Source organism: Pseudomonas sp. Hp2, from assembly GCF_006386585.1.
GTDB lineage: Bacteria > Pseudomonadota > Gammaproteobacteria > Xanthomonadales > Xanthomonadaceae > Pseudomonas_S > Pseudomonas_S boreopolis.
In genome coordinates, this window is the sequence record NZ_VAHJ01000004.1 from 81,256 (window position 1) to 106,390 (window position 25,135).

Annotated in this window: 17 protein-coding genes; 9 read left to right on the plus strand and 8 right to left on the minus strand. The window is 68.2% G+C overall.

The features are described 5' to 3' along the window. Nucleotides 1–333 precede the first annotated feature (333 nt). The gene (locus tag FD678_RS13450) at nucleotides 334–1,503 is read right to left on the minus strand and encodes a class I SAM-dependent rRNA methyltransferase (protein WP_140724462.1); all 1,170 of its coding nucleotides are present in this window, start codon (nucleotides 1,501–1,503) and stop codon (nucleotides 334–336) included. A 588-nt stretch (nucleotides 1,504–2,091) separates the two neighbouring features. Between FD678_RS13450 and FD678_RS13460 the strand changes: the two genes are divergently transcribed. The 3 genes from FD678_RS13460 to FD678_RS13470 all read left to right on the plus strand — a co-directional run bounded on the left by FD678_RS13460 (nucleotide 2,092) and on the right by FD678_RS13470 (nucleotide 4,630). Further along, a complete protein-coding gene (locus tag FD678_RS13460) occupies nucleotides 2,092–3,045 on the plus strand; it encodes a TerC family protein (RefSeq protein WP_140724465.1) in 954 nt (317 codons plus the stop codon). Nucleotides 3,046–3,136: 91 nt separating this feature from the next. Beyond that, entirely contained in the window at nucleotides 3,137–3,925 is a 789-nt protein-coding gene (locus FD678_RS13465) for a rhomboid family intramembrane serine protease (protein ID WP_140724468.1), read from the plus strand. 240 nt (nucleotides 3,926–4,165) lie between these two features. After that, on the plus strand, nucleotides 4,166–4,630 hold the full coding sequence (locus FD678_RS13470) for an SRPBCC family protein (RefSeq protein WP_140724471.1): 465 nt from the start codon (nucleotides 4,166–4,168) through the stop codon (nucleotides 4,628–4,630). 12 nt (nucleotides 4,631–4,642) lie between these two features. Here FD678_RS13470 and FD678_RS13475 read toward each other — a convergent pair whose 3' ends face one another. The 7 genes from FD678_RS13475 to rpmH all read right to left on the minus strand — a co-directional run bounded on the left by FD678_RS13475 (nucleotide 4,643) and on the right by rpmH (nucleotide 15,904). Further along, a complete protein-coding gene (locus FD678_RS13475; RefSeq protein ID WP_218569719.1) occupies nucleotides 4,643–5,707 on the minus strand; it encodes a glycerophosphodiester phosphodiesterase in 1,065 nt (354 codons plus the stop codon). Nucleotides 5,708–6,386: 679 nt separating this feature from the next. Next, the gene (locus FD678_RS13480; protein ID WP_140724474.1) at nucleotides 6,387–8,690 is read right to left on the minus strand and encodes a TonB-dependent receptor; all 2,304 of its coding nucleotides are present in this window, start codon (nucleotides 8,688–8,690) and stop codon (nucleotides 6,387–6,389) included. 162 nt (nucleotides 8,691–8,852) lie between these two features. After that, nucleotides 8,853–10,193: a tRNA uridine-5-carboxymethylaminomethyl(34) synthesis GTPase MnmE gene (mnmE, locus tag FD678_RS13485; RefSeq protein WP_140725279.1), complete on the minus strand. Its 1,341-nt coding sequence runs from the start codon at nucleotides 10,191–10,193 to the stop codon at nucleotides 8,853–8,855. A 534-nt stretch (nucleotides 10,194–10,727) separates the two neighbouring features. Continuing rightward, the gene (locus FD678_RS13495) at nucleotides 10,728–13,406 is read right to left on the minus strand and encodes a polysaccharide deacetylase family protein (RefSeq protein WP_140724480.1); all 2,679 of its coding nucleotides are present in this window, start codon (nucleotides 13,404–13,406) and stop codon (nucleotides 10,728–10,730) included. A 155-nt stretch (nucleotides 13,407–13,561) separates the two neighbouring features. Then, nucleotides 13,562–15,265, minus strand: a complete 1,704-nt coding sequence (gene yidC, locus FD678_RS13500; protein ID WP_140724484.1) for a membrane protein insertase YidC — start codon at nucleotides 15,263–15,265, stop codon at nucleotides 13,562–13,564. A 16-nt stretch (nucleotides 15,266–15,281) separates the two neighbouring features. Then, the gene (gene rnpA, locus FD678_RS13505; RefSeq protein WP_218569720.1) at nucleotides 15,282–15,767 is read right to left on the minus strand and encodes a ribonuclease P protein component; all 486 of its coding nucleotides are present in this window, start codon (nucleotides 15,765–15,767) and stop codon (nucleotides 15,282–15,284) included. Next, nucleotides 15,764–15,904, minus strand: a complete 141-nt coding sequence (gene rpmH, locus FD678_RS13510; protein ID WP_057649007.1) for a 50S ribosomal protein L34 — start codon at nucleotides 15,902–15,904, stop codon at nucleotides 15,764–15,766. The genes rnpA and rpmH overlap by 4 nt, the downstream gene beginning before the upstream one ends. 243 nt (nucleotides 15,905–16,147) lie before the next feature. Here rpmH and dnaA point away from each other — a divergent pair, with 243 nt between their 5' ends. The 6 genes from dnaA to FD678_RS13540 all read left to right on the plus strand — a co-directional run bounded on the left by dnaA (nucleotide 16,148) and on the right by FD678_RS13540 (nucleotide 24,855). Beyond that, nucleotides 16,148–17,485: a chromosomal replication initiator protein DnaA gene (dnaA, locus tag FD678_RS13515; RefSeq protein WP_140724487.1), complete on the plus strand. Its 1,338-nt coding sequence runs from the start codon at nucleotides 16,148–16,150 to the stop codon at nucleotides 17,483–17,485. Nucleotides 17,486–17,760: 275 nt separating this feature from the next. Further along, entirely contained in the window at nucleotides 17,761–18,861 is a 1,101-nt protein-coding gene (dnaN, locus tag FD678_RS13520) for a DNA polymerase III subunit beta (protein WP_140724490.1), read from the plus strand. Between the two features lie 542 nt (nucleotides 18,862–19,403). Further along, on the plus strand, nucleotides 19,404–20,504 hold the full coding sequence (gene recF, locus FD678_RS13525) for a DNA replication/repair protein RecF (protein WP_140724493.1): 1,101 nt from the start codon (nucleotides 19,404–19,406) through the stop codon (nucleotides 20,502–20,504). Nucleotides 20,505–20,637: 133 nt separating this feature from the next. Further along, nucleotides 20,638–23,076 (plus strand): DNA topoisomerase (ATP-hydrolyzing) subunit B, encoded by a 2,439-nt coding sequence (gyrB, locus tag FD678_RS13530; RefSeq protein WP_140724496.1) that lies wholly within the window; start codon nucleotides 20,638–20,640, stop codon nucleotides 23,074–23,076. Nucleotides 23,077–23,149: 73 nt separating this feature from the next. Then, the gene (locus FD678_RS13535) at nucleotides 23,150–23,986 is read left to right on the plus strand and encodes a CPBP family intramembrane glutamic endopeptidase (protein WP_140724499.1); all 837 of its coding nucleotides are present in this window, start codon (nucleotides 23,150–23,152) and stop codon (nucleotides 23,984–23,986) included. 62 nt (nucleotides 23,987–24,048) lie between these two features. After that, nucleotides 24,049–24,855: a M48 family metallopeptidase gene (locus FD678_RS13540; RefSeq protein WP_140724503.1), complete on the plus strand. Its 807-nt coding sequence runs from the start codon at nucleotides 24,049–24,051 to the stop codon at nucleotides 24,853–24,855. Nucleotides 24,856–25,135: the final 280 nt, after the last annotated feature.

Consider the following 25,135-nt stretch of genomic DNA (forward strand, 5'->3'; position numbering starts at 1 on the left):
CGACGGGGCTTTCCAAGGCGCTCCCCTGCAGGGATTCCTGTGGGAGGGACTTTAGTCCCGACAGGTTTTACCAGGAAGACCCGTCGGGACTGAAGTCCCTCCCACAAAAGTCCCTACCCACAAAGGTCTTGACCATTGCCGGGAAAGCCCCGCCGGCTCCTGCGAGAAAAACCAGCCGCGCGGGAATTCCTGTGGGAGGGACTTCAGTCCCGACAGGCTTTACCGGGAAGGCCCGTCGGGACTGAAGTCCCTCCTACAAAAGTCCTGCCCACAAAGGTCCTGACCATTGCCCGGGAAAGCCTGGCGGCTCCTGCGAGAGAAACCAGCCGCGGCTCAGTCCACCACGCGGCAGAACACCGCCTTGAGGTAGCGCGACTCCTGCACGTGCGCCATGAACGGGTGGTCCGGGCCGGCACCGGCGACCTTGAGCACCTGGATCGTGCGCCCCGAATAGAACGCCGCGCGGCGCAGCATGTCGAGGAACTGCTCCTCGCTGACCAGGCCGGTGCACGAGAACGTGGCGAACAGCCCGCCCGGCTTGACCACGCCCAGGGCCAGCTTGTTCATGTCCAGGTACTTCTTCAGCGCATTGATCACCTGGTCGCGGTCGCGGGTCATCTTGGCCGGGTCGAGGATCACCACGTCGTACTGCTCGCCGCGGGTGGCCGCCTCGCGCAGATACGGAAAGATGTCGGCCTGCACGAACTTGGGCCGCACGTTGTTGAGCTTGGCGTTGCCCTTGGCGATCTGGATCACGTCCTGGTCGATGTCCACGCCCAGTACCTCGCTGGCGCCGCGCGCGGCTGCGTACACCGCGAATCCGCCGGTGTTGCAGCACAGGTCGAGCACGCGCTTGCCCTCGACCTGCTGGCTCAGCCACTGCCGGTTCTCGCGCTGGTCGGCGAAGAAGCCGGTCTTGTGCGCGCCGGCCGGGTCAGCGCGGAAGCGGATGCCGTGCTCGGTGATCACCGCCGGCTCGGTGCCGCTGGTGTTGTGGAAATCGAAGCTCTCCTGCTTCTGCACGTGCTCGTCGGCGAAGCTGTGGAAGCGGCAGCCGGGGAACTGCCGGCGCAGTGCGGCGTAGATCCATTCGCGATGGCGGAACATGCCGGCGGCGAAGAACTCGACCACGATCAGGTCGCCGTAGCGGTCCACGACCAGCCCGGACAGCCCGTCGCCCTCGCTGTGCACCACGCGCCAGGCATCGGACACCGCGTCGAGCTTCAGCACCTCGCGGCGCAGCTCCACCGCCTCGGCGATCCTGCGCGCGAACCAGGCCTCGTCCACAGGCACGTCCTGGCGGGTCTCCAGGATCCGCACCGCGATGCGCGAGTGGCCGTTGTAGAAGCCGCGGCCGATCCACTCGCCGTCCACCCCGACCACGTCGACGATGCTGCCCGGCTTGGGCCGGACGCTGGGCTTTTCCACCAGCTTCTGGAAGATCCAAGGATGGCTGGAGCGCCAGGCGTTCTTGAGGCGTACGACAGGATTGGCAGTATTCATCCGCCTATTCTACCGGCGGCCCCCTGTGGGAGCGGTTTTTGTAGGAGCGGCTTCAGCCGCGATGGGGCGTTCCCATTTGAACCCCTGCACAGGGATGTGCAGGCTGTTACAGAGGGATCCGCCTCATTTGAACCCCGCGCATGGATGTGCGGGCTGTTGCAGAGGGATCTGCAGGAAAGCCCCATCGCGGCTGAAGCCGCTCCCACAAAAACCGCTCCTCCGGGGACGGTAGAGCGGTGGCATTCGTCAGATACCTCTGTGGGAGGGACTTCAGTCCCGACAGGCTTTCCCGGGAAGGCCCGTCGGGCCTGAAGTTCCGCTCACACATCGCCAGCCCGGCGATTGACTCGTCCCTCCGGCACCGCCAGAATGGCCCCCAGAAGGGGAGTAGCTCCCAGACGTTGTCGCCGTCATTTCGAGCCCGCAGGCTCCGGTGCAACGGCAACCGGCCCGGTCCACCGGCGGTTGCGAGCAAGACCTTCGCCGTCCAGGCGAAGGTCCGTCACCCGGAATCCATGATCTCCGTGTAACAACGCCTCGGCCGGACGGCTCCCGAAGCGTTCTCGACTATTACCCGGAAGAAAAACGATGGAAACGATAGGCAATGTCTGGTTGTGGGGCGGTTTCGCGGTCGTCGTGGTCGCCGCCCTGCTGGTCGACCTGGTGCTGATGCGCCACGGCGGCCCGCACAAGGTCACCTTCAAGGAAGCCGCCTGGTGGAGCATCGGCTGGGTGGCCCTGGCGCTGCTGTTCAATGCCGGCCTGTGGTGGTACCTGCGCGGCACGATGGGCGATGCGGAGGCGCACCGCATCGGCCTGGAGTTCCTGACCGGCTACCTGGTCGAGAAATCGCTGGCGGTCGACAACATCTTCGTGTTCCTGATGCTGATGACCTACTTCGCGGTGCCGGAGGAGCAGCGCCAGCGCGTGCTGATCATCGGCGTGCTCGGCGCGATCGTGCTGCGCGCGATCATGATCTTCGCCGGCACGCTGCTGCTGGCCAAGTTCCACTGGCTGCTGTACGTGTTCGGCGCGTTCCTGCTGCTGACCGGCATCAAGATGTGGTTCTCGGCGGGCAAGGAGCCCGACCTGGAGGCCAACCCGGTGCTGCGCTGGATGCGCGGCCACCTGCGCCTGAGCCCCACCTACGAAGGCAACGCGCTGAGCGTGGTGCGCGACGGCAAGCGCTGGTTCACCCCGCTGTTCGTCGTGCTGATCCTGATCGCGGTGATCGACGTGATCTTCGCGGTGGACAGCATCCCGGCGATCTTCGCGATCACCACCGACCCGTTCATCGTGCTCACCTCCAACGTGTTCGCGGTGCTGGGTCTGCGCGCGATGTTCTTCCTGCTGGCGGGCATGGCGGATCGCTTCCACCTGCTGCCGTACGGCCTGGCGGTGATCCTGGTGTTCATCGGCGCCAAGATGCTGATGATCGACGTGTACAAGATCCCGGTGCTGGTGTCGCTGGGCGTGGTCGCGGCGATCCTGGCGGCGACCATCGCGCTGAGCCTGGCGCGCCCGCCCAAGCCGCAGCACTGACGACTCGCGGCGGCGGATTGTCCCGCCGGGCGCCGACGTCGTCCCATCGCGGCGGCCTTGCAAACCGCAGGGCCGCCGCCATCCGATCCCCATGGACATCCGCGACCCTGAAACCAGCGCCCTGGATCCCGCCGTGCAGGGGCGTTTCGACCGCAGCCGCCTCCTGCGCGCGTTCAACCTGAGCCTCGGCGCGGTGCTGCTGCTGGTGGCGGTGTTCGCCAGCCAGGGCATGTTCGACTGGCGCCCCTGGGCGGTGGCGCCGCACGAGGTCGGGGGATTGCACGGCCTGCTGACCGCGCCGTTGCTGCACGGCTCGCTCGAGCACCTGGGCGCCAACAGCTTCGCCCTGCTGATCCTCGGCACGCTGGCGGGCAGCGTCTACCCGCGCGCCACCGTGTTCTCGCTGCCTTTGCTGTGGGTGGGCTCGGGATTGGGCGCCTGGCTGCTGGGCGATGTCGGCAGCCGCCACCTCGGCGCCAGCGGCATCACCCACGGCCTGCTGTTCCTGGTGTTCGTGCTCGGCGTGCTGCGCCGCGACCGCGCGGCGATCGCCACCAGCATGATCGCGTTCCTGTTCTACGGCGGCATGCTGCTGACGATCCTGCCGCACGAGCCCGGCGTGTCCTGGCAGTCGCACATGGGCGGCGCCATGGCCGGCGTGATCGCGGCGCTGCTGTTCCGCCTGTGCGACCCGCTGCCGCCGCGCAAGCGCTACAGCTGGGAAGACGAGGACGAGGATCTCGACGGCGAGCGCCTGGACGAGAAGGACGGCCTGGAGCCGCCGTCCCCGCGCGAAGTCCCGGTGCTGTGGCAGCGCGATCCGGGCTCGCCCGGCGGCGTGGTCATCCGCTTCCGGCCGCGCGGCGAGCCGAACGACTAGCGGCGCGAGAACCGTAGGAAGAGCGGCTTTCTGTGGGGGCGGCTTCAGCCGCGACGGGGCTTTCTCATTTGAACCCCTGCACATGGATGTGCGGGCTGTTGCAGAGGGATCTGCATGAAAGCCCTTCGCGGCTGAAGCCGCTCCCACAGAAAGCCGCTTGCTGCGATGAGCCGGCATCACCGCCGGTCGCGCGCCGCCGCCGTACCATGTTGGCCGTCCCGTACGAACCGGAGCAGTGCCATGGACCTGAAGTTCTCCGTCTCGGCCCACATCGACAAGTCGGCCGCCGAGGTGTTCGAAGCCGTGGCCGATCCCGCCCGGCTCTCGCGCTACTTCACCACCGGCGGCGCCCAGGGCCGGCTCGAGGGCGGCACCACGGTGTGGTGGGAGTTCGCGGATTTTCCTGGCAAGTTCCCGGTGGATGTCGTGGAAGTCGAGCCCAATCGGCGGATCGTGCTGCGCTGGGCCTCGCAGGAGGCGCCGACCGAAGCCGACGACCGCGAGCGCCAGACCACGGTCACGTTCGACTTCGAGGCGCTGCCGGATGGACGCACCCGCGTCGACATCCGGGAAGAAGGCTGGCAGCACACGCAGACCGGCCTGCAGGCCTCCTACGGCAACTGCATGGGTTGGTCGCAGATGCTGTGCGCGCTCAAGGCCTGGCTGGAATACGGCATCAACCTGCGCCAGGGCATGTACGTCTGAGGCGCGCCGGATTCAGCGCGCCAGGCCGTCGACCGCGCGCCGCCCGAGCGCCGGGTCGTCGGTGAAGAACGCATCGATGCCGGCTTCCAGGTAGGCGCGCATCTCGGCGACCGAGCCGTCGTCGCTGCGCCTGGCCGGATCGGTGCCGTCGCGGAAGTCGGCGGCCAGGAAGTGGTTCTCCGGGCGGAACGTGTACGGCTGCACCTGCAGCCCGGCCGCATGCGCCTGGCGCACCAGCGCGGTGGGCGTCCCGAGCCGCTTATCCGCATCGAGCGGGATGATCGCGCGCAGCTCGGGGCCGATCGCATCGGCGTACTGCGCGATCGCGCGCAGGCCCTCGGGCGTGAGCATGTCGGCATAGCGCGCGGTCCCGCCCTGCGCGCGCACGTCGCCGGGCACGTCGTCCGGGCGTGCGATCAGCTGCAGCAGGCGGATGTTCGAGCCGCGTGCGATGCGCTCGCGCAGGTAGCGCAGGTTGTCGCGCTCGAACGACTGGATCATTACCGGCGCGCTGCGCGTGTAGGCGTGCGCCCGCAGCGTCGCCAGCACCTTGTCCTCCATGCCCAGGCCGAGCGACTGGAAGTAGCTGGGATGCTTGATCTCCGGGACGATGCCGATCGTCCGCCCGCGCGCGGCCGCTTCGGCGGCGACGAAATCGATGATCTCGTCGAACGTGACCAGCTGGAACTGCCCGTCCCAGCGCGTGCCGCGCAGCTGCGGCAGGCGCTCGCGCGCGCGCAGCGTCTTCAGCTCCGCCAGGGTGAAGTCCTCGGTGAACCAGCCTTCCACCCGCTCGCCGTCGATGGTCTTGGCGGTCTTGCGGCCGGCGAACTCGGGATGCCCGGCGACGTCGGTAGTCCCGCCGATCTCGTTCTCGTGGCGCGCCACCAGCACGCCATCCTTGGTCGAGACCAGGTCCGGCTCGACGAAATCCGCGCCATCGGCGATCGCCTTGGCATACGAGGCCAGCGTGTGCTCCGGCCGCAGCGCACTCGCCCCGCGATGCGCATACACCTGCGGCTTGGCCACCAACGGCGCCTCCGCCAGGACCGGCGAAGCCAGGATCGAAAGCATCATGCACACCAGAATTCGACGCATCGTCATCGCAGCACTCTACTCCAAGGTTCGGTTAATGGATCCAGCGATTCGAAGCAATCCAAAGATCACGACCAGGCTTGCTGTTGCTGTTGCTGTTGCTGTTGCTCGTGATTTTGCTTTGGATTGGGTAACGCTTCCTCGCGCGGCGAATGCCCCGGGCTCGTCCGCGCAGCGGACGAGTGCGCCGTTTTTCGCCGGGGCAGGATGCCCCGTCGAAAAATCCCGCCGGCTCCGCGGACCCGCAGCGCAGCTGCGGGCGCGCAGGCGGGGTGTGCTTGATCAGCCGTTCGGCTGCTGTGAAGCGCTTCTTTGGGTTACCTTTCTTTACGCGGCACATCCTTGTGCCGCGCCCTTCGGGCCGGCTCCGCCGTGCGGCGCCGCTCCTGCGGCGCGCGTGCACAAGCAAAGAAAGATAACTCGCCGGAGGCGAAAGCTTTGGCCTTTTTTGCCAAAGGCCCAAAGCCAAAAGCAAAGCAACGTCCCTGGATGATCAGCCGTTCGGCTGCTGAAAGGCGCTTCCCGCCTTCGCGGGAATGACGATAGAGAGATGGTGCGGGCTGATAGATAACGTCAGAAGCAAAGATACTGGTGGGCCCCGCCTTCACAGGGACAGGGTCAAAGAAGTGCGCAGGATAAAACCTCCCGCACAACACCCCCACTAGAACTTCGCATCCAGCGTCAAGAACACCTGCCGCGGCGCACTGGCATGGAACGCCAACACCCGCCCGTTCGGGTCGCTGTTGGTGAACCCGCTCAGGTCCGCCGCATACCGCTTGTCGGTCAGGTTCGTCACATTGACGCTGAGCCGAAGCGCCTGCAGCGCCGACACCTGCCCGAAGTCGTATCCCGCCCCCGCATCGAACGTCGTGAACCCGCCGAAGCCCTGGTCGTTGGTGTACGTGTAGTAACGCTGTCCCACGTACTTCGCGCGGAGATTCGCGTTCCAGCCCGCGTAGGTCCAGGCGATCTCGCTGGCGAACATGCGCTTGGGCGTATCCACCGTGGTCTTGCCCGAGGTCGGCACCGTCACCCCGTTCTGCACGTAGTCGTCGTCGTAGGTCGAACGATTGAACGAGGCCGAGTTGTACCACTGGAAATGCTCGCTCGGCTTCCACAGCACCGTCAGCTCGGCGCCGCGGCTGGTCACCGAACCGACGTTGTAGAAACGCGTCGTGCACGCCGGCGTCGTGCCCTGCTGGATGCTCGGGCACGGGTTGAGCGACAGCAGGCGGTTGTCGAACTTGACGTCGTAGGCGGCCAGGGACGCCTCGACATCGCCGCGCACGAAGCGGTAGCCGCCTTCGATCGTGCGCGATTCCTCCGGCTCCAGGTTGCCGCGGGTCGCGTCGAACGAGGCCTGCGTCACCAGCAGCGGGCCGCCGGCGCCGCCGCCCTGGAACGCGGCGATGTTCTTGGCGTACGACAGGAACACTTCCTGCCCTTCGGCCAGGCGATAGCTCAGGCCGGCCTGCGGCAACAGCGCCTTGCTCGCCTTCAGTTCGCCGTTGGCGACCGGCGATTCCACCGCGATTCCCGGCGTCTCGCGCGCGGTCATCGTGGTGTGCGGGCTCTTCACGCCGACGTCGACGCTCAGGCGTTCGTCGAGCAGCTGGAAGCTGCCCTGCACGTAGGCCTGCTTGGTGGTGATCACGTAGTCCTGCGAGAACAGCCGGCGGTCCGGGCCGTCCAGGAAGGTGTCGTCGTCGACCGGCCCGTCGATCCAGTAGAAGTTGCGCTCGACGTGGTGCTTGTTGCGCTCGTACCAGACGCCGGCCTCGAGATGGTGCGGGCCCAGGTCCCAACCGACCGAGGCGATGCCGCCGGTGCGGTTGATCCTGTAGTTGGTGCTGCGGATCGAGATCGGCAATGCCTGCGGCGTGCCGGGGTTGGAGGCCTGGCCGGGCGCCCACCAGTGGCCCTGGCCGGCATTCTCGTGGTGGTAGACCTGCGCATGCAGCGCGACCGCATCGGCCGGCTGGAAATCGCCGGCCAGGTAGTACAGGTCGTCGTCGCGCAGCGCGCGGCTCTGGTAGTAGGCGTCGTCGATGTTGTCCACGCCGCCGCTGTAGGCGCAGCGGCTGGCGTCGAAGGTCGCCTTCGCGCAGTAGGCCGCGGCCAGGGCGCGGTTCCAGTCCGGCGCGTACAGGTTCCAGTCCCAGCCCAGCCCGCGCTGCATGCCGCTCTTGGACAGGTAGGCGTAATCGGCCTGCGAGGTGCGCGAGGTATCGACGAACGCGGTGATCTTGCCCGCGTCGAACTGGTACACCGCCTTGCCGTTGAACTGGCGGGTGGTGGTCGGCGAATACGGGCGCGCCCACATGTCGGCCTTGGCGTCGATGCCCGACAGGTAGGCCGAGAAGCCGTTGTATTCGCCGGTGTCCACGCGCAGGTAGGTGCGCCGGTTCGAGTCCGAACCGACGGTCTGCGCGATGCGCCCGCCGAACACGCTGGCCGGGTCGTCCGAGTAGTACTGGATCGTGCCGCCCAGGTTGCTGGTCGAGGCGGTGCCGAGGCTGCCGATGCCCGAGGCCAGCTCGACGCCGCCGAAGTTCTCGGCGATCAGCGCGCGGCTGACGTTCAGGCCGTTGTAGTTGCCGTAGGCGTTGTCGCCGAGCGGGAGCCCGTCCAGCGTGTAGCCCAGGCGCGTGCCGTTGAAGCCGCGCAGGCTGATCTTCTGCGATTCCTCGTTGGCGCCGAACGCGTCGTTGGATTGCACGTTCACGCCCGGCATGCGGCCCAGCAGCTTCTGGATGCTGGTGCCGGCCGGCAGCACTTCCACGTCCTGGCGGGTGATGCGCTGGACCTGGCGGGTCTCGCCCTGGCCGATCACCGAGACCGCGTCGAGCTGGCGTACGTCGCCGCCATCGGCCGGGGCCGGGGCGGCGTCTTCGGCGGCGCGGGCGCAAAAGGAGGACATCAGGGCGACGGCGATCGCCGCCTGCAGGACGGTGGGTCGGAGCATGTAGGGTGCGGGGGAGAGGGGGAAACCGGTCCGCAACACTGCGACCGCGATCTTTCCGCTATGCGACACGCCGGTTACACCCGTAAAACAGTGTGACCCCGTGCCATGGGCCGGCGACCGGCGCGACTTGCCGATCGGCCCCGGCACGCGGCGGGCCCGGCCCTACTTGCCGATGCAGAAACTGGAGAAGATCCTGCCCAGCAGCTCGTCCGCGCTCATCCGCCCGGTGATTTCGCCCAGCGCTTCGTGCGCCAGCCGCAGTTCCTCGGCGGCCAGCTCCAGCCGCTCGTGGTCCAGCTCCGCCGACGCGGCCGCGACGTGCCCGGCCGCCCGCGCGATCGCCTCGACATGGCGCGCGCGCGCGGTGAACTCGCCGTCGACGCTCTCGCCGGCATCGCCTTCGGCCAGCGTGCGCAGGCGCGCGTGCAGCGCGTCGAGCCCCTCGCCGGTGGCGGCGGAGACCGCGATCTCGTCCTCGGCCAATGTCGCCGGTACCCCGAGCAGGTCGCGCTTGTTATGGATCCACAACCGGCGCGGCACGCCTTCGATCGCATCGGCGACCGCGGCGCGGCCGGCCTGCGGGTCGCGCGCGTCGATCACCACCAGCGCCAGGTCGGCGCGATGCAGTTCGTCGCGCGCGCGGCGCATGCCCTCGCGCTCGATCGCATCGCCGCCCTCGCGCAGCCCCGCGGTGTCCACCAGCACCAGTTCGAGGCCGTCGATGCGGATCGTCTCGCGCAGCGTGTCGCGGGTGGTGCCGGCGACCTCGGTGACGATGGCGCGCTCGCTGCCCGCCAGCGCGTTGAGCAGCGAGCTCTTGCCGGCATTGGGCGGACCGACCAGCACCGCGTGCAGGCCGTCGCGCAGCTTGCGGCCGCGTTCGGCATCGCGCCGCAGGCGCGCCAGCACCTCGGCGGCCTGCGCCAATCCCGCGCGCACCTGTTCGCCGCCCAGCGTGTCGATCGGCTCGTCGACGAAATCGATCGCGGCCTCGACGTGGATGCGCAGCCGGGTGATCTGCCCGGCCACCTCCTCCACGCGCCGGGAGAACACGCCATCCAGCGAGCGTCGTGCCGCCCGCGCGGCGCGCTCGTCGCCGGCGGCGATGAGGTCGGCGATGGCCTCGGCCTGGGCCAGGTCGAGCTTGCCGTTGAGGAACGCCCGTTCGCTGAACTCCCCGGGCCGCGCCTGGCGCGCGCCCAGCCCGATGCACCGCGCCAGCAGCCGGCGCAGCACCACCGGGCTGCCGTGTCCCTGCAGTTCCAGCACGTGCTCGCCGGTGAAGCTGCGCGGCGCCGGAAACCACAGCGCGATGCCATCGTCGATCGTCTCGCCGCGCGCATCGAGAAAGCGCGCGTAGCGCGCACGCCGCGGCTCCAGCCCGGCGATGCCGAGCCCGGCCGCGATCTCCATGGCCCGTGGCCCGGAAACGCGCAGCATCCCCACCCCACCGGCTCCGGCCGCGGTGGCGATGGCGACGATGGTGTCGTTGTTGGTGGTCATGGCGTCGTGGGTCAAGGCGTATCGCTATCGATCAGTAAAGTTGCTGTTGCTGTTGCTGTTGCTCGTGATTTTGACTTGGCTTTCCGCTTTTGACTTACCGGGCCCACCATTCGCAGCGGCGGAGCCAGCAGGAATAACCCCGCAGGGCGGCGCACATGGGCTCGCCGGAAAAAGGCGAAGCACTGCTTCGCCCCGGCGGGCGGGCATTCGCCGCGCGGCGAATGCCCCGGGCTCGTCCGCGCAGCGGACGAGTGCGTCGTTTTTCGCCGGGACAGGAGGTCCCGTCGAAGAATCCCGCTGGTGCAGCGGACCTGGAGCGCGCCGCGCGGAAGGCGCGGAGACCTGGGGCGCGCATTCTTTGGGTTGCTTTTCTTTGCACGAGCAAGGAAAAGTGACTCGCCCAAGGGCGAAAGCTTTTGCTCCTAAAGCAGGAAGCAAGAAGCCAAAGCACCCTCATCCGCCCTCCGGGCACCTTCTCCCGCGAACGGGAGAAGGAAAGCGCATGATCCCACATCGCCGGGTCCCGCCGGGCACCTATAACTCGTGCAGCCGACCGCGCACCTGTTCCGCCACCGCCCCCTGGGGCTGCAACTCCAGGTATGTCGCATAAGCCGTGCGAGCCTTCGCATGCTGCCCGGCCTGGTAATAGGCATCGCCCAGGTTGAGATAGGCCACCGCCCGCGAAGGATCGATCTTCAGCGTGTTCTCCAGCCAGCGCGCCGCCTCCGCGTAACGCCCCTGCCGGTAATAGACGAAACCGAGGTTGTTGGCCGCCAACGCGAAATCCGGCCGCAGCTTCAGCGCCTCCGCGAACTGCGCGGCGGCCTCGTCGTAGCGCTTCTCCTTGTACAGCTGCAGCCCACGCTCGTTGGCACGCTGCGCGAGCTGGCGGTCGCCGAGCTTGGCCGCCGCCGGCACCACCAGCCTGGATTCGCCGCCTTGCAGGTCCTTCACCATCACCGGCGCCGGCGCGGCGGCATCGGCCGGCCGCGCCTTGTCCACCCGGTTGTTGAGCGCGATCGCGTCGGCCGGCAGCTGCGCGGTATCGGCGGTGAGGAATTCCTCGGCCTGCGGCACCTGGAACACGAACTCGCCGCCCTGCGACCCCGGCAGGCTGCCGAACGCCGGAGTCTGCTGCGATACCGCCGACACCGCCGGCGCGACGTACGCGGCCAGCTCGGTACCGGTGATCAGGCCATCGCCATTGAGGTCGGCCTTGCCCGACAACGCCTGCAGCAGCACCCAGGTGAACACCGAATGGCCGTCCGGCCCGCTGTCGGCGACCTGCTGGTCGGCGCCGCCGGCGGTGAGCATCTGCCGTCCCACGCGCCGCGCGTTCTCGCGCAGGTAGGCGTTGACGCCGCCACCGCCGCGGGTGAGGCCGAGCCCGCTGTAGCAGGCGTCCATCACGAACAGCACGTGCTTGGCCTGCAGGCTCTCGGCGATGTTCTGGATGTCGCTCATCGCGATCGCGTCGCTGGCGAACTCGGCCGGATCCGAATCGGCCGGGATGATGTAGCCCAGCTCGCGCCCGGAAGCGAGCCGGCGCGTGGCGCCATGCCCGGCGAAGAACACGAACACGCGGTCGTTCTTCTGCGTGCGCCCGTCCGCCAGGCGGTCGTGGAACGCGGCCAGGATGTTGTTGCGGGTCGCCTCGCCGTTCTTCAGCACGATCACCTGCGAGGACGGGAAGCCGAAGCGCCCGGTCAGCGCATCGGCGATCGCCTGCGCATCGTTGGCGGCGTATTCCAGCCGGGGCCACTTGGCGTAGTCGTCGATGCCGATCACCAGCGCCCACGACTTCTCGTAGCCGGTGGTGACCGTGGCATCGGCCGCGGCCTCGCCGCGCGGGCGCGCCACGGTGAAATCGCGCCCGTTCCATCCGGCGAACTGGTAGCCGTCGGCGGTGAGCTTGTCCAGGATCTGCGGCAGCGCCTTGACCGCGCGATCGTGGATGTCGTGGAACAGGATGATGCCGCGTTGCTCCTTGGCCACCTGGCCGAGCACGCGCTGCACGATCGAGTCCGGCACCGGGTCGGCCCAGTCCAGCGAATCGATGTTCCACATCACCGATTTCAGCCCCGCCTCCTTCAGCACCTGCAGGCCTTCGGCGTTGCGCGCGCCGTACGGGAAGCGGAACAGCGGCGCGCGCTTGTCGTCCACCGCGCGCAGCAGGGTATCGGCGTCCAGCACCTGGCTGCGCAGCGCGGCGCCGGTGGTCTTGGACAGCTGCGCGTGGGTGAGGCTGTGGTTGCCGACCGCGTAGCCTTCCTCCATCAGCCCGCGGCTGACCTTGGCCAGCGGCGCCAGTCGCGGCTTGCCGTCGGCGTCGAGCCGGCCGAGGTTGCGCCCGACCTCGAAGAACGCGCCGGGCACGTCGTAGCGCTTGAGGATCGCCACGATCTCGTCGGTATAGGCGCCGTGCGGGCCGTCGTCGAAGGTCAGCGCCACGGTCTTCGGCGGCAGGTCGCGCCCGAAGATCTCGCGCTCGCCGTCGCCCATCGGCATCGGGTACGGCTCGACCACGCCGTAGTCGCGCAGGATCGCCTCGCGTGGGTACAGCGTGCGCAGGTGGGCGACGTAGTCCTCCCATTTCTCGCGCTTCTGCGCGATCGCGCGGGTGGTGTCGAAGCGGCTGAAGATGCGGGTGATCTCGCGGTTGTAGGTGCGCTCGATCTCGTCGAGCGCATCCAGGTCCTCGCCGATGCGCTGGTGCAGCTTCACCGCCGGCAACGCCGAGTCGCGGCCGATGCGTTCCTGCAGGTCGCGCAGCACCTCGCGGAACGCCAGCCGGTCGGCGTCGTACAGGTCCGGCGCCGATTCGATGTAGTCGAGCAGCGAGGCGACGCCGTCGAGCCGGTCCGGCGCGCCGGATTTCAACAGCGCGTCGAACGCCGCGTCGATGGCGGCGCGCTGGTCCAGCCCATCGTGGAAAAGCTGTTGCCCGACCATGCCGGAGGTCGCGCGGTCGCGCTCGGATTGCGCGTCCTCGTCGGCCAGCAACACGATGATCTTGCGATGGCCGGCCAGCAGCGCCTGCAGCTGGGCGCGCAACGCGCGCACCTGGGCGTTCTCGCTGGCCGTCGTCCCGGCGCTCGCGGCCGGCGCCGCGGCGGGATCGGCCGCAGCCTGCTCCGCGGCCTTCTTGCCGCAGCCGGCCAGCAGCAGCGTGCAGGCCAGGACGACCGACAGGGAACGCAGGGCAACGGGCATCGCGGGGACTCGTCCATGTTGAGTGCGCGCGATTCTACGGCACCTCCGCGGGAAGACGCCGGCCCTGGCGCCTTGCCGCCCGCGCTTGCCGGGACTGAAGTCCCTCCCCCGGCGGGTCCCGCAACGAAAAGGCCCGCCTTGCGGCGGGCCTTGGATCACTTGGCGACGTTGTCGTGGATGATCTTGCTCGGCGACTCGCCGTGCTGGCGGATCATCCACCACTGGATCAGCAGGCCGAGGCCGCCGTTGACCACCCAGTACAGGGCCAGGCCGGACGGCACGAAGGCCATCATCACGCCGAACACCAGCGGCATGAACTGCATCATCTTGACCTGCACCGGATCCATGCCCGGGGTCGGGGTCAGCTTCTGCGTCGCCCACATGATCGCGATGTTGATGATCGGCAGGATGAAGTACGGGTCGCGCGCGGTCAGGTCCTGGATCCAGCCCAGCCACGGCGCCTGGCGCAGTTCCACCGACTCGACCAGCACCCAGTACAGCGCGAAGAAGATCGGCATCTGGATCAGCACCGGCAGGCAGCCGCCCATCGGGTTGATCTTCTCCTTCTTGTACAGCTCCATCATCGCCTGGTTGAGCTTGGCGCGATCGTCGCCGTAGCGCTCCTTGAGCTGCTGCAGGCGCGGCTGGAACTTGCGCATCTTCGCCGCCGACTTGTACTGCGCCGCGGCCAGCGGGTACATCGCCGCACGCAGCAGCACCACCAGGCCCACGATCGCCCAGCCCCAGTTGCCGATCAGCCCGTGCAGGTGGTTGAGCACCCAGAACAGGCCCTGGCCGATGACCGCCATCAGCGAGAAGCGGCTGTAGTCGACCACGCGGTCCAGGCCCTTCACGTCCTCCTTGGCGATCGCCCCGACCAGCTTCGGGCCGACCCACAGGCGCGCTTCGGTGCTGGCGCTCTGGCCCGGCGCCACGGTGAAGGCCGGGCCGCGCAGCTCGGCCACGTCGCGCGGACCGTCCTGCGCCAGCACGTACAGCGAGGTCTGGTCCTTCTGCGGGATCCAGGCGGTGAAGAAGTGGTGCTGCAGCAGCGCGATCCAGCCGCCGGCGATCTGGCGGTTGAGGCCGCCATCGTCGGCGTAGTCCTTGAACGCGCGGCGCTCGTAGCCCTCCTGCGGGCTGTACCAGGTCGCGCCGTTGAAGCTGAAGGAATCCGGGTTGGTCATGTTGCGGCTGAGGATCGCCGGCACGCGGCTCAGCTTGCGGAACACGTAGCCGGTCCACGGCGCGCTGCCGCGGTTGACCACCTCGTCCTTGATCGTGATCGCGTAGCGGTTGCGCTCCAGGGTGAAGGTGCGGCGGATGCTGACGCCGTCCGGGCCGTTCCAGACGAACGGGATCACCAGCTTGTCCTGGCCCTGGCCCAGCGTGAATTCGCGGGTATCCGCCTGCTCCAGGCGGAAGCCGCCGATCCCCGGCACTGGCGAGTTGCCCTGGCTGGCCCAGCCGCTGGTGGCGCTGTACGGATGCGCCGGCTCGTCGGTCAGCAGGTCCACCGGCGGTGCGCCGGGTTCCTTGCTTTGCGGGAACTCGAGCAGCTGCGCGTCGATCACGCTGCGGCCGTCGAGCTTCAGGCGCAGCACGTCGGTGGTGACGGTGACGATCGGTGCCGCGGCCGCGGGACCGGTCTCGGCAACGGCCGCCGCGGCCGGCGTGCCCGTGGCCTGCGGCACGGCCTGCGCCGGGGCGCCCGGCACGTCGGCATCGCGCGCGGCCGGCACGGCCTGGGTGGCGGCCGGCGGGGCGGGAGGAGCGCTCTTCTCGCGGTTCCACTCCATCCACAGCAGCGCTGCGACCATCAGCCAGGCGAAAATCAGGAATACACGGGTCTGGTTCATCAGGCAGCAACTCGGCTCAGTCGGAACGGCGTTCCGGCTCGTTCGGTGAAGGGGAGGCAGCGGCCCCGGTGGGCGGCGGCATTGTGCCGTCCGCGGCAGGCACGGGCAATGCGCCGGCGCGGCGCAGCAGGCGCAGCAAGGCCTGGCGGATCTGTTCGTTGCTGGCCTGGGCGGCGCCCTGGCGTGCGACCACGACGTAGTCGCCGCCGGCCAGCGACGGCAGGAGGTGGCGGACCGTCTCGCGCAGGGTGCGCTTGATGCGGTTGCGGCCCACGGCCCGGGCATCGACCTTGCGCGACACCGCCATTCCCAGCCGGGGCGGCGTGTCGGCGGATCGCCAGTGCAGGCTCAGCAGCGGATCGGAACAGCGGCGCGCCTGGTCGAAGACGACCGTGTATTCGGCGCGCGTGCGAACCCGCGCAGAGCGAGGGAATCGCCTGCGCGGGTGGGATTCGATCACGGTAGGGATTGCCTTGGCCGCGTTCAGCGGCAGGGCAATCAAGCGCTCAGGCGCTTGCGGCCCTTGGCACGGCGACGAGCCAGGACCTTGCGGCCGTCGGCGGTCTTCATACGGGCGCGGAAGCCGTGGTCGCGCTTGCGCTTGAGGTTGCTGGGTTGATAGGTGCGCTTGGTGGCCATGGGGGCCTCTGCATGAAGGGATACGAAAGAACCGGAAATTCTATAGAGGTTGAAGCCCCTGGGTCAAGCCATTGATTGCGCAGCGTTTCCACGGGGCCATGCACGCTGTGGATGTACCTGTGAATAAGTCTGGGAAAAACCGGGGTCCGGTGGTAGTCTGGCCCATCCGTTTCTTGACTCACCGGGCGACCCGCACGGCGCATTTCTGCGCGCTTTCGCCCGGCTCTGGATGAATACACTTTGATGGAAGCTTGGCCCCGCTGCCTTGAACGTCTCGAAGCCGAATTTCCGCCGGAAGACGTCCATACCTGGTTGAAACCGCTGCAGGCCGACGAACGCGCCGACAGCGTCGTGCTGTACGCCCCGAACGCCTTCATCGTCGAGCAGGTGCGCGAGCGCTACCTGGTCCGCATCCGCGAGCTGCTCGCCCACTACGCCGGCAACGGCGAGGTGGCCCTGGCGGTCGGCTCGCGCCCGAAGCCGGCCGAACCGCTGCCGCCGCCCGCGGCGGCGGGCGCCACGCCGCATGCCGCGCCCGCGCCGGCGATGGTGCCGTTCACCAGCAACCTCGATCCGCACTACACCTTCGCCAACTTCGTCGAGGGCCGCAGCAACCAGCTCGGCCTGGCGGCGGCGTTCCAGGCGGCGCAGAAGCCGGGCGACCGCGCGCACAACCCGCTGCTGCTGTACGGCAGCACCGGCCTGGGCAAGACCCACCTGATGTTCGCGGCCGGCAACGCGATGCGCCAGGCCAACCCGAGCGCGCGGATCATGTACCTGCGGTCGGAACAGTTCTTCAGCGCGATGATCCGGGCGCTGCAGGACAAGACCATGGACCAGTTCAAGCGCCAGTTCCAGCAGATCGACGCGCTGCTGATCGACGACATCCAGTTCTTCGCCGGCAAGGACCGCACCCAGGAAGAGTTCTTCCACACCTTCAACGCGCTGTTCGACGGTCGCCAGCAGATCATCCTGACCTGCGACCGCTATCCGCGCGAAGTCGAGGGCCTGGAGCCGCGGCTGAAGTCGCGCCTGGCCTGGGGCCTGTCGGTGGCGATCGACCCGCCCGATTTCGAGACCCGCGCGGCGATCGTGCTGGCCAAGGCGCGCGAGCGCGGCGCGGAGATCCCCGACGACGTGGCGTTCCTGATCGCCAAGAAGATGCGATCCAACGTGCGCGACCTGGAAGGCGCGCTCAACACGCTGGTGGCGCGCGCCAACTTCACCGGCCGCGCGATCACCGTCGAGTTCGCGCAGGAAACCTTGCGCGACCTGTTGCGCGCGCAGCAGCAGGCGATCGGTATTCCCAACATCCAGAAGACCGTGGCCGACTACTACGGGCTGCAGATCAAGGACCTGCTGTCCAAGCGCCGCACCCGCTCGCTGGCGCGCCCGCGCCAGGTCGCGATGGCGCTGGCCAAGGAGCTGACCGAGCACAGCCTGCCGGAGATCGGCGACGCCTTCGCCGGGCGCGACCACACCACGGTCCTGCACGCCTGCAGGCAGATCAAGAGCCTGATGGAGACCGACGGCAAGCTGCGCGAGGACTGGGACAAGCTGATCCGCAAGCTCAGCGAGTGATTCCATGCCACGCACCGCGCATCTCAAGGACAATTCGGTGCATGATCGGCGGGCAAATCGGGGAGAATCTGTGGATAAACTGGCGCGCGGGATCCGGGGAAAAACTATCCACAGCTTTTCCCGGAACTCCGCAGGCAGTCATCCAAAGGGTTTCAAGGAAGAAAAATCCTTTCAAAACATATAGTTAAGGTAGTTTTCCGCGAAATCTGCAACTACCAGCACCACCAAGCTTTTGATTTATTCCACATCTTTAAAGCATAGGGACACGGAACCACATGCGTTTCACACTGCAGCGCGAAGCCTTTCTCAAGCCGTTGGCCCAGGTCGTCAACGTGGTCGAACGCCGTCAGACCCTGCCGGTCCTTGCCAACTTCCTGGTGCAGGTGCAGAACGGCCAGCTGTCGCTGACCGGCACCGACCTGGAAGTGGAAATGATCTCGCGCGCCGCAGTGGAAGACGCGCAGGACGGCGAGACCACGATCCCGGCGCGCAAGCTGTTCGACATCGTGCGCGCCCTGCCCGACGGCAGCCGCGTCACGGTGACGCAATCGGGCGACAAGGTCACCGTGCAGGCGGGACGCTCCCGCTTCACGCTGGCCACGCTGCCGGCCAACGATTTCCCGTCGGTCGACGAGGTGGAAGCCACCGAGCGCGTGGCCGTGCCGGAAGCTTCGCTCAAGGAGCTGATCGAGCGCACCGCGTTCGCGATGGCGCAGCAGGACGTGCGCTACTACCTCAACGGCCTGCTGTTCGACCTGCGCGACAGCACGCTGCGCTGCGTGGCGACCGATGGCCACCGCCTGGCGTTGTGCGAGACGCCGCTGGAAGGCGAGACCGGCACCAAGCGCCAGATCATCGTGCCGCGCAAGGGCGTGACCGAGCTGCAGCGCCTGCTCGAGGGCGGCGATCGCGAGCTGGAACTGGAAGTCGGCCGCAGCCACGTGCGGGTCAAGCGCGACGACGTGACCTTCACCTCCAAGCTGATCGACGGCCGGTTCCCGGACTACGAGGCGGTGATCCCGATCGGCGCGGACCGCGAAGTCAAGATCGACCGCGAATCCCTGCGCGCGGCGCTGCAGCGTGCGGCGATCCTGTCCAACGAGAAGTACCGCGGCGTGCGCGTGGAAGTCTCGCCGGGCCAGCTGAAGATCAGCGCGCACAACCCCGAGCAGGAAGAAGCGCAGGAAGAGGTCGAGGCCGAGACCAAGGTCAGCGACCTGGCGATCGGCTTCAACGTGAACTACCTGCTGGACGCCTTGTCGGCGCTGCGCGACGAGTTCGTGATCATCCAGCTGCGCGACGCCAACTCCTCGGCGCTGGTGCGCGAGTCGAGCAGCGAGAAATCGCGCCATGTGGTGATGCCGCTGCGCCTGTGACATCCGGTTCCACGTGGAACACGCAGGATCGAACGCCCGGCCATGCCGGGCGTTTCGTTTTTCGGGGCAGCATTGGGCGGGATGCGCGCTGCCATCCGTTGTAGCGCGCGGCTTCGTTCGACTTCATGCCGGCGGGCGATCGAGCGTACGGGATGCGCCTGGAAGGTCCAGATTCCGGCATGCGAAGCGATGCCCGGGGTGCCGGGCCGAGCGGCTTCATCATGCTTCAAAGCTTTAAATATCTTGGATATCTGCTGTGGTGGTAGAGCCAGATTTCGTGGGAATCATGCCTATCTGTTTGATCTTAAAGATATTTATGGTCGCGAAACCCAGTCGATTTCCCGCCCTGAGGCTGAGGATAGGGTGTGGATAAGCTCATCATGGCCTGGATCTCCCCATTGCCCGCCAGAGTTGTCCACAGCTTGCCTACAGCGGCGGCCACCGTGCGAGTCGCACCTCCCGCGCCCGGGCAGCTCCGGGACGGTTTCACGTATGCTGTCGCGCCACGCGGATTCGCGGGCGCGAACCCGTGATCGACCCGCATGCGCATCCACCGTCTCGCTCTCCATCACATGCGCCGCTTCGAGGCGGCCGAGCTGCGTCCTGCCGCCGGGTTGAACCTGATCGTCGGCGACAATGGCGCCGGCAAGACGACGCTGCTGGAAGCCCTGCACCTGATGGCCTATGGGCGCAGCTTCCGTGGCCGGGTCCGCGATGGCCTGATCCGGCAAGGCGCACCGGCACTGGACGTGTACGTGGAGTGGGAGGAGCCGCTCGAAGGCGCGGACTCCGGTTTGCGGCGACGGGTCGGCCTGCGCCACACCGGCCAGGACTGGAAGGGGCGCCTGGATGGCGAGGACGTCAGCCAGATGAGCAGCTTGTGCGCGGCCTTGGCGGTGGTGACCTTCGAGCCCGGCAGCCATGCGCTGATCAGCGGCGGCGGCGAAGCCCGGCGGCGCTTCCTGGATTGGGGGTTGTTCCACGTGGAACCTGACTTCCTGCCGCTCTGGCGCCGCTATGCGCGGGCCCTCAAGCAGCGCAACGCCCTGCTCAAACAGGGCGGATACCCAAACGCGGCGCTCGACGCCTGGGATCGGGAGCTTTCCGACGCCGGGGAGCTCCTGACCTCGCGGCGCCTGCGCTACCTGGAACGGCTGCAGGAACGGGCGGTGCCGCTGGCGCAACGGATCGCGCCGGGGCTCGAGATCACCGGCCTGGAGTTCGCCCCGGGCTGGCGCCGCCAGGAATTGCCGCTGTCGGACGCCCTGCTCCTCGCCCGCGAGCGCGACCGGCAGTACGGCTACACCTCGGTGGGCCCGCACCGCGCCGACTGGAAGACCGAGTACGCCGCGATCCCCGGCCGCGACGCCCTGTCGCGCGGGCAGGCCAAGCTGACCGCCCTGGCCTGCCTGATGGCGCAGGCGGAGGACTTCGCCGGAGTGCGCGGGCAGTGGCCGGTCGTCGCCCTGGACGACCTCGGCTCCGAACTGGACCGCCACCACCAGCGGCGGGTGCTCGAGCATCTGGCGGCGGCCCCGGCGCAGGTCATGATCACCGCCACCGAGATTCCCACGGCGATCGCCGAACTGGCGTTGCCGCATGCCTTGTTCCACGTGGAACAAGGCGTCGTGTTAGCGGCCTGACCGGGCGTCGTCGCTCGCCGGGGACCGGCCGGCCGGGCCCGGCTGGTATACTCGACACCACTCCTTCCTTTCTTCCCCGGTGTGTCGCGACTGCCGTCGTGACATGCGGTGCAGTGGAGCCCACGGCAAGCGAATGACCGAAGAACAGAACACCACGCCGTCCAACGGCACCTACGATTCCAGCAAGATCACCGTGCTGCGTGGCCTGGAGGCCGTCCGCAAGCGACCGGGCATGTACATCGGCGACGTCCATGACGGCACGGGCCTGCACCACATGGTGTTCGAGGTGGTCGACAACTCGGTCGACGAGGCCCTGGCCGGGCACGCCGACGACATCGTGGTGAAGATCCTGGCCGACGGTTCGGTCTCGGTCTCCGACAACGGCCGCGGCATCCCGGTCGACATCCACAAGGAAGAAGGCGTCTCCGCGGCAGAGGTGATCCTCACCGTGCTGCACGCCGGCGGCAAGTTCGACGACAACAGCTACAAGGTTTCCGGCGGCCTGCACGGCGTCGGCGTGTCGGTGGTCAACGCCCTGTCCGAGCACCTGTGGCTGGACATCTGGCGCGACGGCTTCCACTGGCAGCAGGAATACGCCCTGGGCGAACCGCAGTACCCGCTCAAGCAGCTGGAGCCCTCGACCAAGCGCGGCACCACGCTGCGCTTCAAGCCGGCGGCGGAGATCTTCACCGACGTCGAGTTCCACTACGAGATCCTGGCGCGGCGCCTGCGCGAGCTGTCGTTCCTCAATTCCGGGGTCAAGATCACCCTGGTCGACGAGCGCGGCGAAGGCCGCCGCGACGATTTCCACTACGAGGGCGGCATCCGCAGCTTCGTCGAGCACCTGGCGCAACTGAAGAACCCGCTGCACCCGAACGTGATCTCGGTGACCGGCGAATCCAACGGCATCGTCGTGGACGTGGCGCTGCAGTGGACCGACGCCTACCAGGAAACGATGTACTGCTTCACCAACAACATCCCGCAGAAGGACGGCGGTACCCACCTGGCCGGCTTCCGCGCGGCGCTGACCCGCACCCTGACCAACTACATCGAGCAGAACGGCATCGCCAAGCAGGCCAAGATCAGCCTGACCGGCGACGACATGCGCGAGGGCATGATCGCGGTGCTGTCGGTGAAGGTGCCCGACCCGAGCTTCTCCTCGCAGACCAAGGAAAAGCTGGTCAGCTCGGACGTCAAGCCGGCGGTGGAAGCCACCTTCGGCGCGCGCCTGGAGGAGTTCCTGCAGGAGAACCCGAACGAGGCCCGCGCGATCGCCGGCAAGATCGTCGACGCCGCCCGCGCCCGCGAAGCGGCGCGCAAGGCCCGCGACCTGACCCGCCGCAAGGGCGCGCTCGACATCGCCGGCCTGCCCGGCAAGCTGGCCGACTGCCAGGAGAAGGACCCGGCGCTGTCCGAGCTGTTCATCGTCGAGGGCGACTCGGCGGGCGGCTCGGCCAAGCAGGGCCGCAACCGCAAGAACCAGGCGGTGCTGCCGCTGCGCGGCAAGATCCTCAACGTGGAACGCGCGCGCTTCGACCGGATGCTGTCCTCCGACCAGGTCGGCACGCTGATCACCGCGCTGGGCACCGGCATCGGCCGCGACGAGTACAACCCGGACAAGCTGCGCTACCACAAGATCATCATCATGACCGACGCCGACGTGGACGGCGCGCACATCCGCACCCTGCTGCTGACGTTCTTCTACCGCCAGATGCCGGAGCTGATCGAGCGCGGCCACGTCTACATCGGCCTGCCGCCGCTGTACAAGATCAAGCAGGGCAAGCAGGAGCTGTACCTGAAGGACGACCCGGCGCTGGACAGCTATCTCGCCAGCAGCGCGGTGGAAGGCGCCTCGCTGGTGCCGGCCGCAGGCGAACCGCCGATCGAGGGCGTGGCCCTGGAGAAGCTGCTCCTGGCCTACGCCGCCGCGCAGGACGCGATCGAGCGCAATGCGCACCGCTACGACCGCAACCTGCTCGAGGCCCTGCTCGACTTCGTGCCGATGGACCTGGAACACCTGCGCGCCGCGGCCGCGGGCGAAGGCCTGCAGGCGCTGGCCACGCGCCTGAACCTGGGCAGCCTGGGCAGCCCGCGCTTCAGCCTGGAGCTGCAGGAGCCGAACGACCAGCGCCCCGCCGCGGTGCTGGTGACCCGCCGCCACATGGGCGAGGAGCACATCCAGGTGCTGCCGCTGTCGGCGTTCGACGGCGGCGAGCTGCGCGCGATCCACCAGGCCGCGCAACTGCTGCACGGCCTGGTCCGCGAAGGCGCGAGCATCGCCCGCGGCGCCAGGTCGGTGGAGGTGACCAGCTTCGGCCAGGCCCAGGCCTGGTTGCTCGAGGAGGCGAAGAAGGGCCGCCAGATCCAGCGCTTCAAGGGCCTGGGCGAAATGAACCCGGAACAGCTGTGGGACACCACCGTCAATCCGGACACGCGCCGCCTGTTGCAGGTCCGGATCGAGGACGCGGTCGCCGCCGACCAGATCTTCAGCACGCTGATGGGCGACGTGGTCGAACCGCGCCGCGACTTCATCGAGGACAACGCGCTGAAGGTCGCCAACCTGGATATCTGACACAATCCGGTGCCGATCGCCGCCGCCCCTCCGGGTGCGGCGGCGTGCACTTCCTGCCCTTCCCGGAATCGCGATGACCGAACCGCAGGCACCTTCTTCCACCGTTACCGTGCCTGCCTTGCCGCCCCGCGCGGGAACGCCCGTCCTGGGATTCTTCATCGACCTGCTGATCGGCCTCGGCGTGCTGCTGGTGGTCAGCGTCGCGGCCAGCGTGGTCTGGGGCGTCTTCCGCGGATTCGAACTGGCGATGGCCAGCCACCGCCAGGGCATCGCCCCGGCGCCCGAACGGATCGCCGAGGGCATAGGCCAGCCCGGCGCGATGGCGCAGATGCTGATCGCGCTGGCCAGCACCGCCTCGGCGGCGCTGCTGCTGTACTTCTGGCGCCGCCGCGCCAGCGCGCAGGAGCGGCAGGCCTCGCGCGCCGCGATCGCGCGCCGCTCGACCTGGGGCCTGGTCGTCGCCGTGGCGATCGGCGTGTTCGCGTTCAGCGCCCTGGTCGGCTCGGTGGCCGAGTTCCTGGGCATCCATCCGGTGCCGACCAACCTCGCGTTGATGGAACAGGCCATCGACCAGTACCCGTGGTTCCTGGTCGTGTTCGCGGTGGCGCTCGCGCCGGCCTACGAGGAACTGCTGTTCCGGCGCGTCCTGTTCGGCCGCCTGCTCGCCGCCGGCCGGCCCTGGCTCGGCATGCTGCTGAGCAGCCTGGCGTTCGCACTGCTGCACGAGGTGCCCGGCATCAGCGGCAACGGCCCCTGGGCGATCCTGCAGCTCTGGCTGGTCTACGGCACGATGGGCGCGGCCTTCGCCTGGCTCTATTGGCGCACCGGCACGTTGTGGGCGCCGATCGTCGCGCACGGCCTGAACAACGCGGTGGCCCTGGCCGCGTTGCACTGGTTCGGCATTCCGTGACGCTTGACGAAAAGTTAAGCCACCGGCGAACACAATGGCGCCGGTTCCACGGGGATATCCAGATGAAACGAGTCCTGTTGGGAGCGCTGGTGGCCCTCGTCGTGGCCGGGTGCGCGACCACCACTTCGCCCACCGGACGCCGGCAGGTGATCGGGGGCGTCTCCCAGCAACAGCTCGACCAACTGGGTGCCCAGGCCTTCGCCGAAACCAAGGCCAAGGAGAAGGTCAGCACCAACGGCCAGCAGAACGCCTACGTGAAGTGCGTGGTCGGTGCCCTGGTCGCGCAGCTGCCGCCGCAATGGCGCAGCACCCCCTGGGAAACCGCGGTGTTCGTCGACAACGAACCCAACGCGTTCGCCCTGCCCGGCGGCAAGGTCGGCGTGAACACCGGCATCTTCACCGTCGCCAAGAACCAGGACCAGCTGGCCGCCGTGCTCGGGCACGAGATCGGCCACGTCATCTCGCGCCACCACGAAGAGCGCATCACCCGCCAGATGGGCGCGCAGACCGGCCTCGGCATCCTCGGCGCCCTGGCCGGCGCCGCCTACGGCAGCGGCGCGGCCAATGCCGTCAACCAGTTCGGCGGCATGACCGCCCAGACCATGTTCCTGCTGCCGGGTTCGCGCACCCAGGAAAGCGAGGCCGACGTGGTCGGCCAGCGGCTGATGGCCCAGGCCGGCTTCGACCCGGCCCAGGCGGTGAACCTCTGGCAGAACATGATCGCCGCCGGCGGATCGCGCCAGCCGCAATGGCTGTCCACCCACCCGGATCCCGCCAACCGCATCCGCGAACTGCAGCGCGACACGCCCGCCCTGGAGCCGGTCTACGCGCAGGCCCGGCGCGACGGCCGCAATCCCCGGTGCGGTTGAGCCGGAATTTTGCCGCAGCACAGCATGGAAATCGTTTTCGCGGCGGAAAAGTTTCTGCTAAGTTTGCCGGCTCACTTTCCGTACAGCCTGCGTTTCACTCCCGTACCGCTGCGTGCGGTCCAGCCGAGGTCACCATGAAACTGCCCATCCGCAAGAAAGCACTGTTGTCCCTGTTCATTGCCGCATCGCTGGGCGGGGCCGTCGTCGCCGATGCGTTCGCGCAGTCCGACAGCCGCTCCTCCGAACGCCAGGGGCGCAAGTCGAAGGACGACAAGGCGAA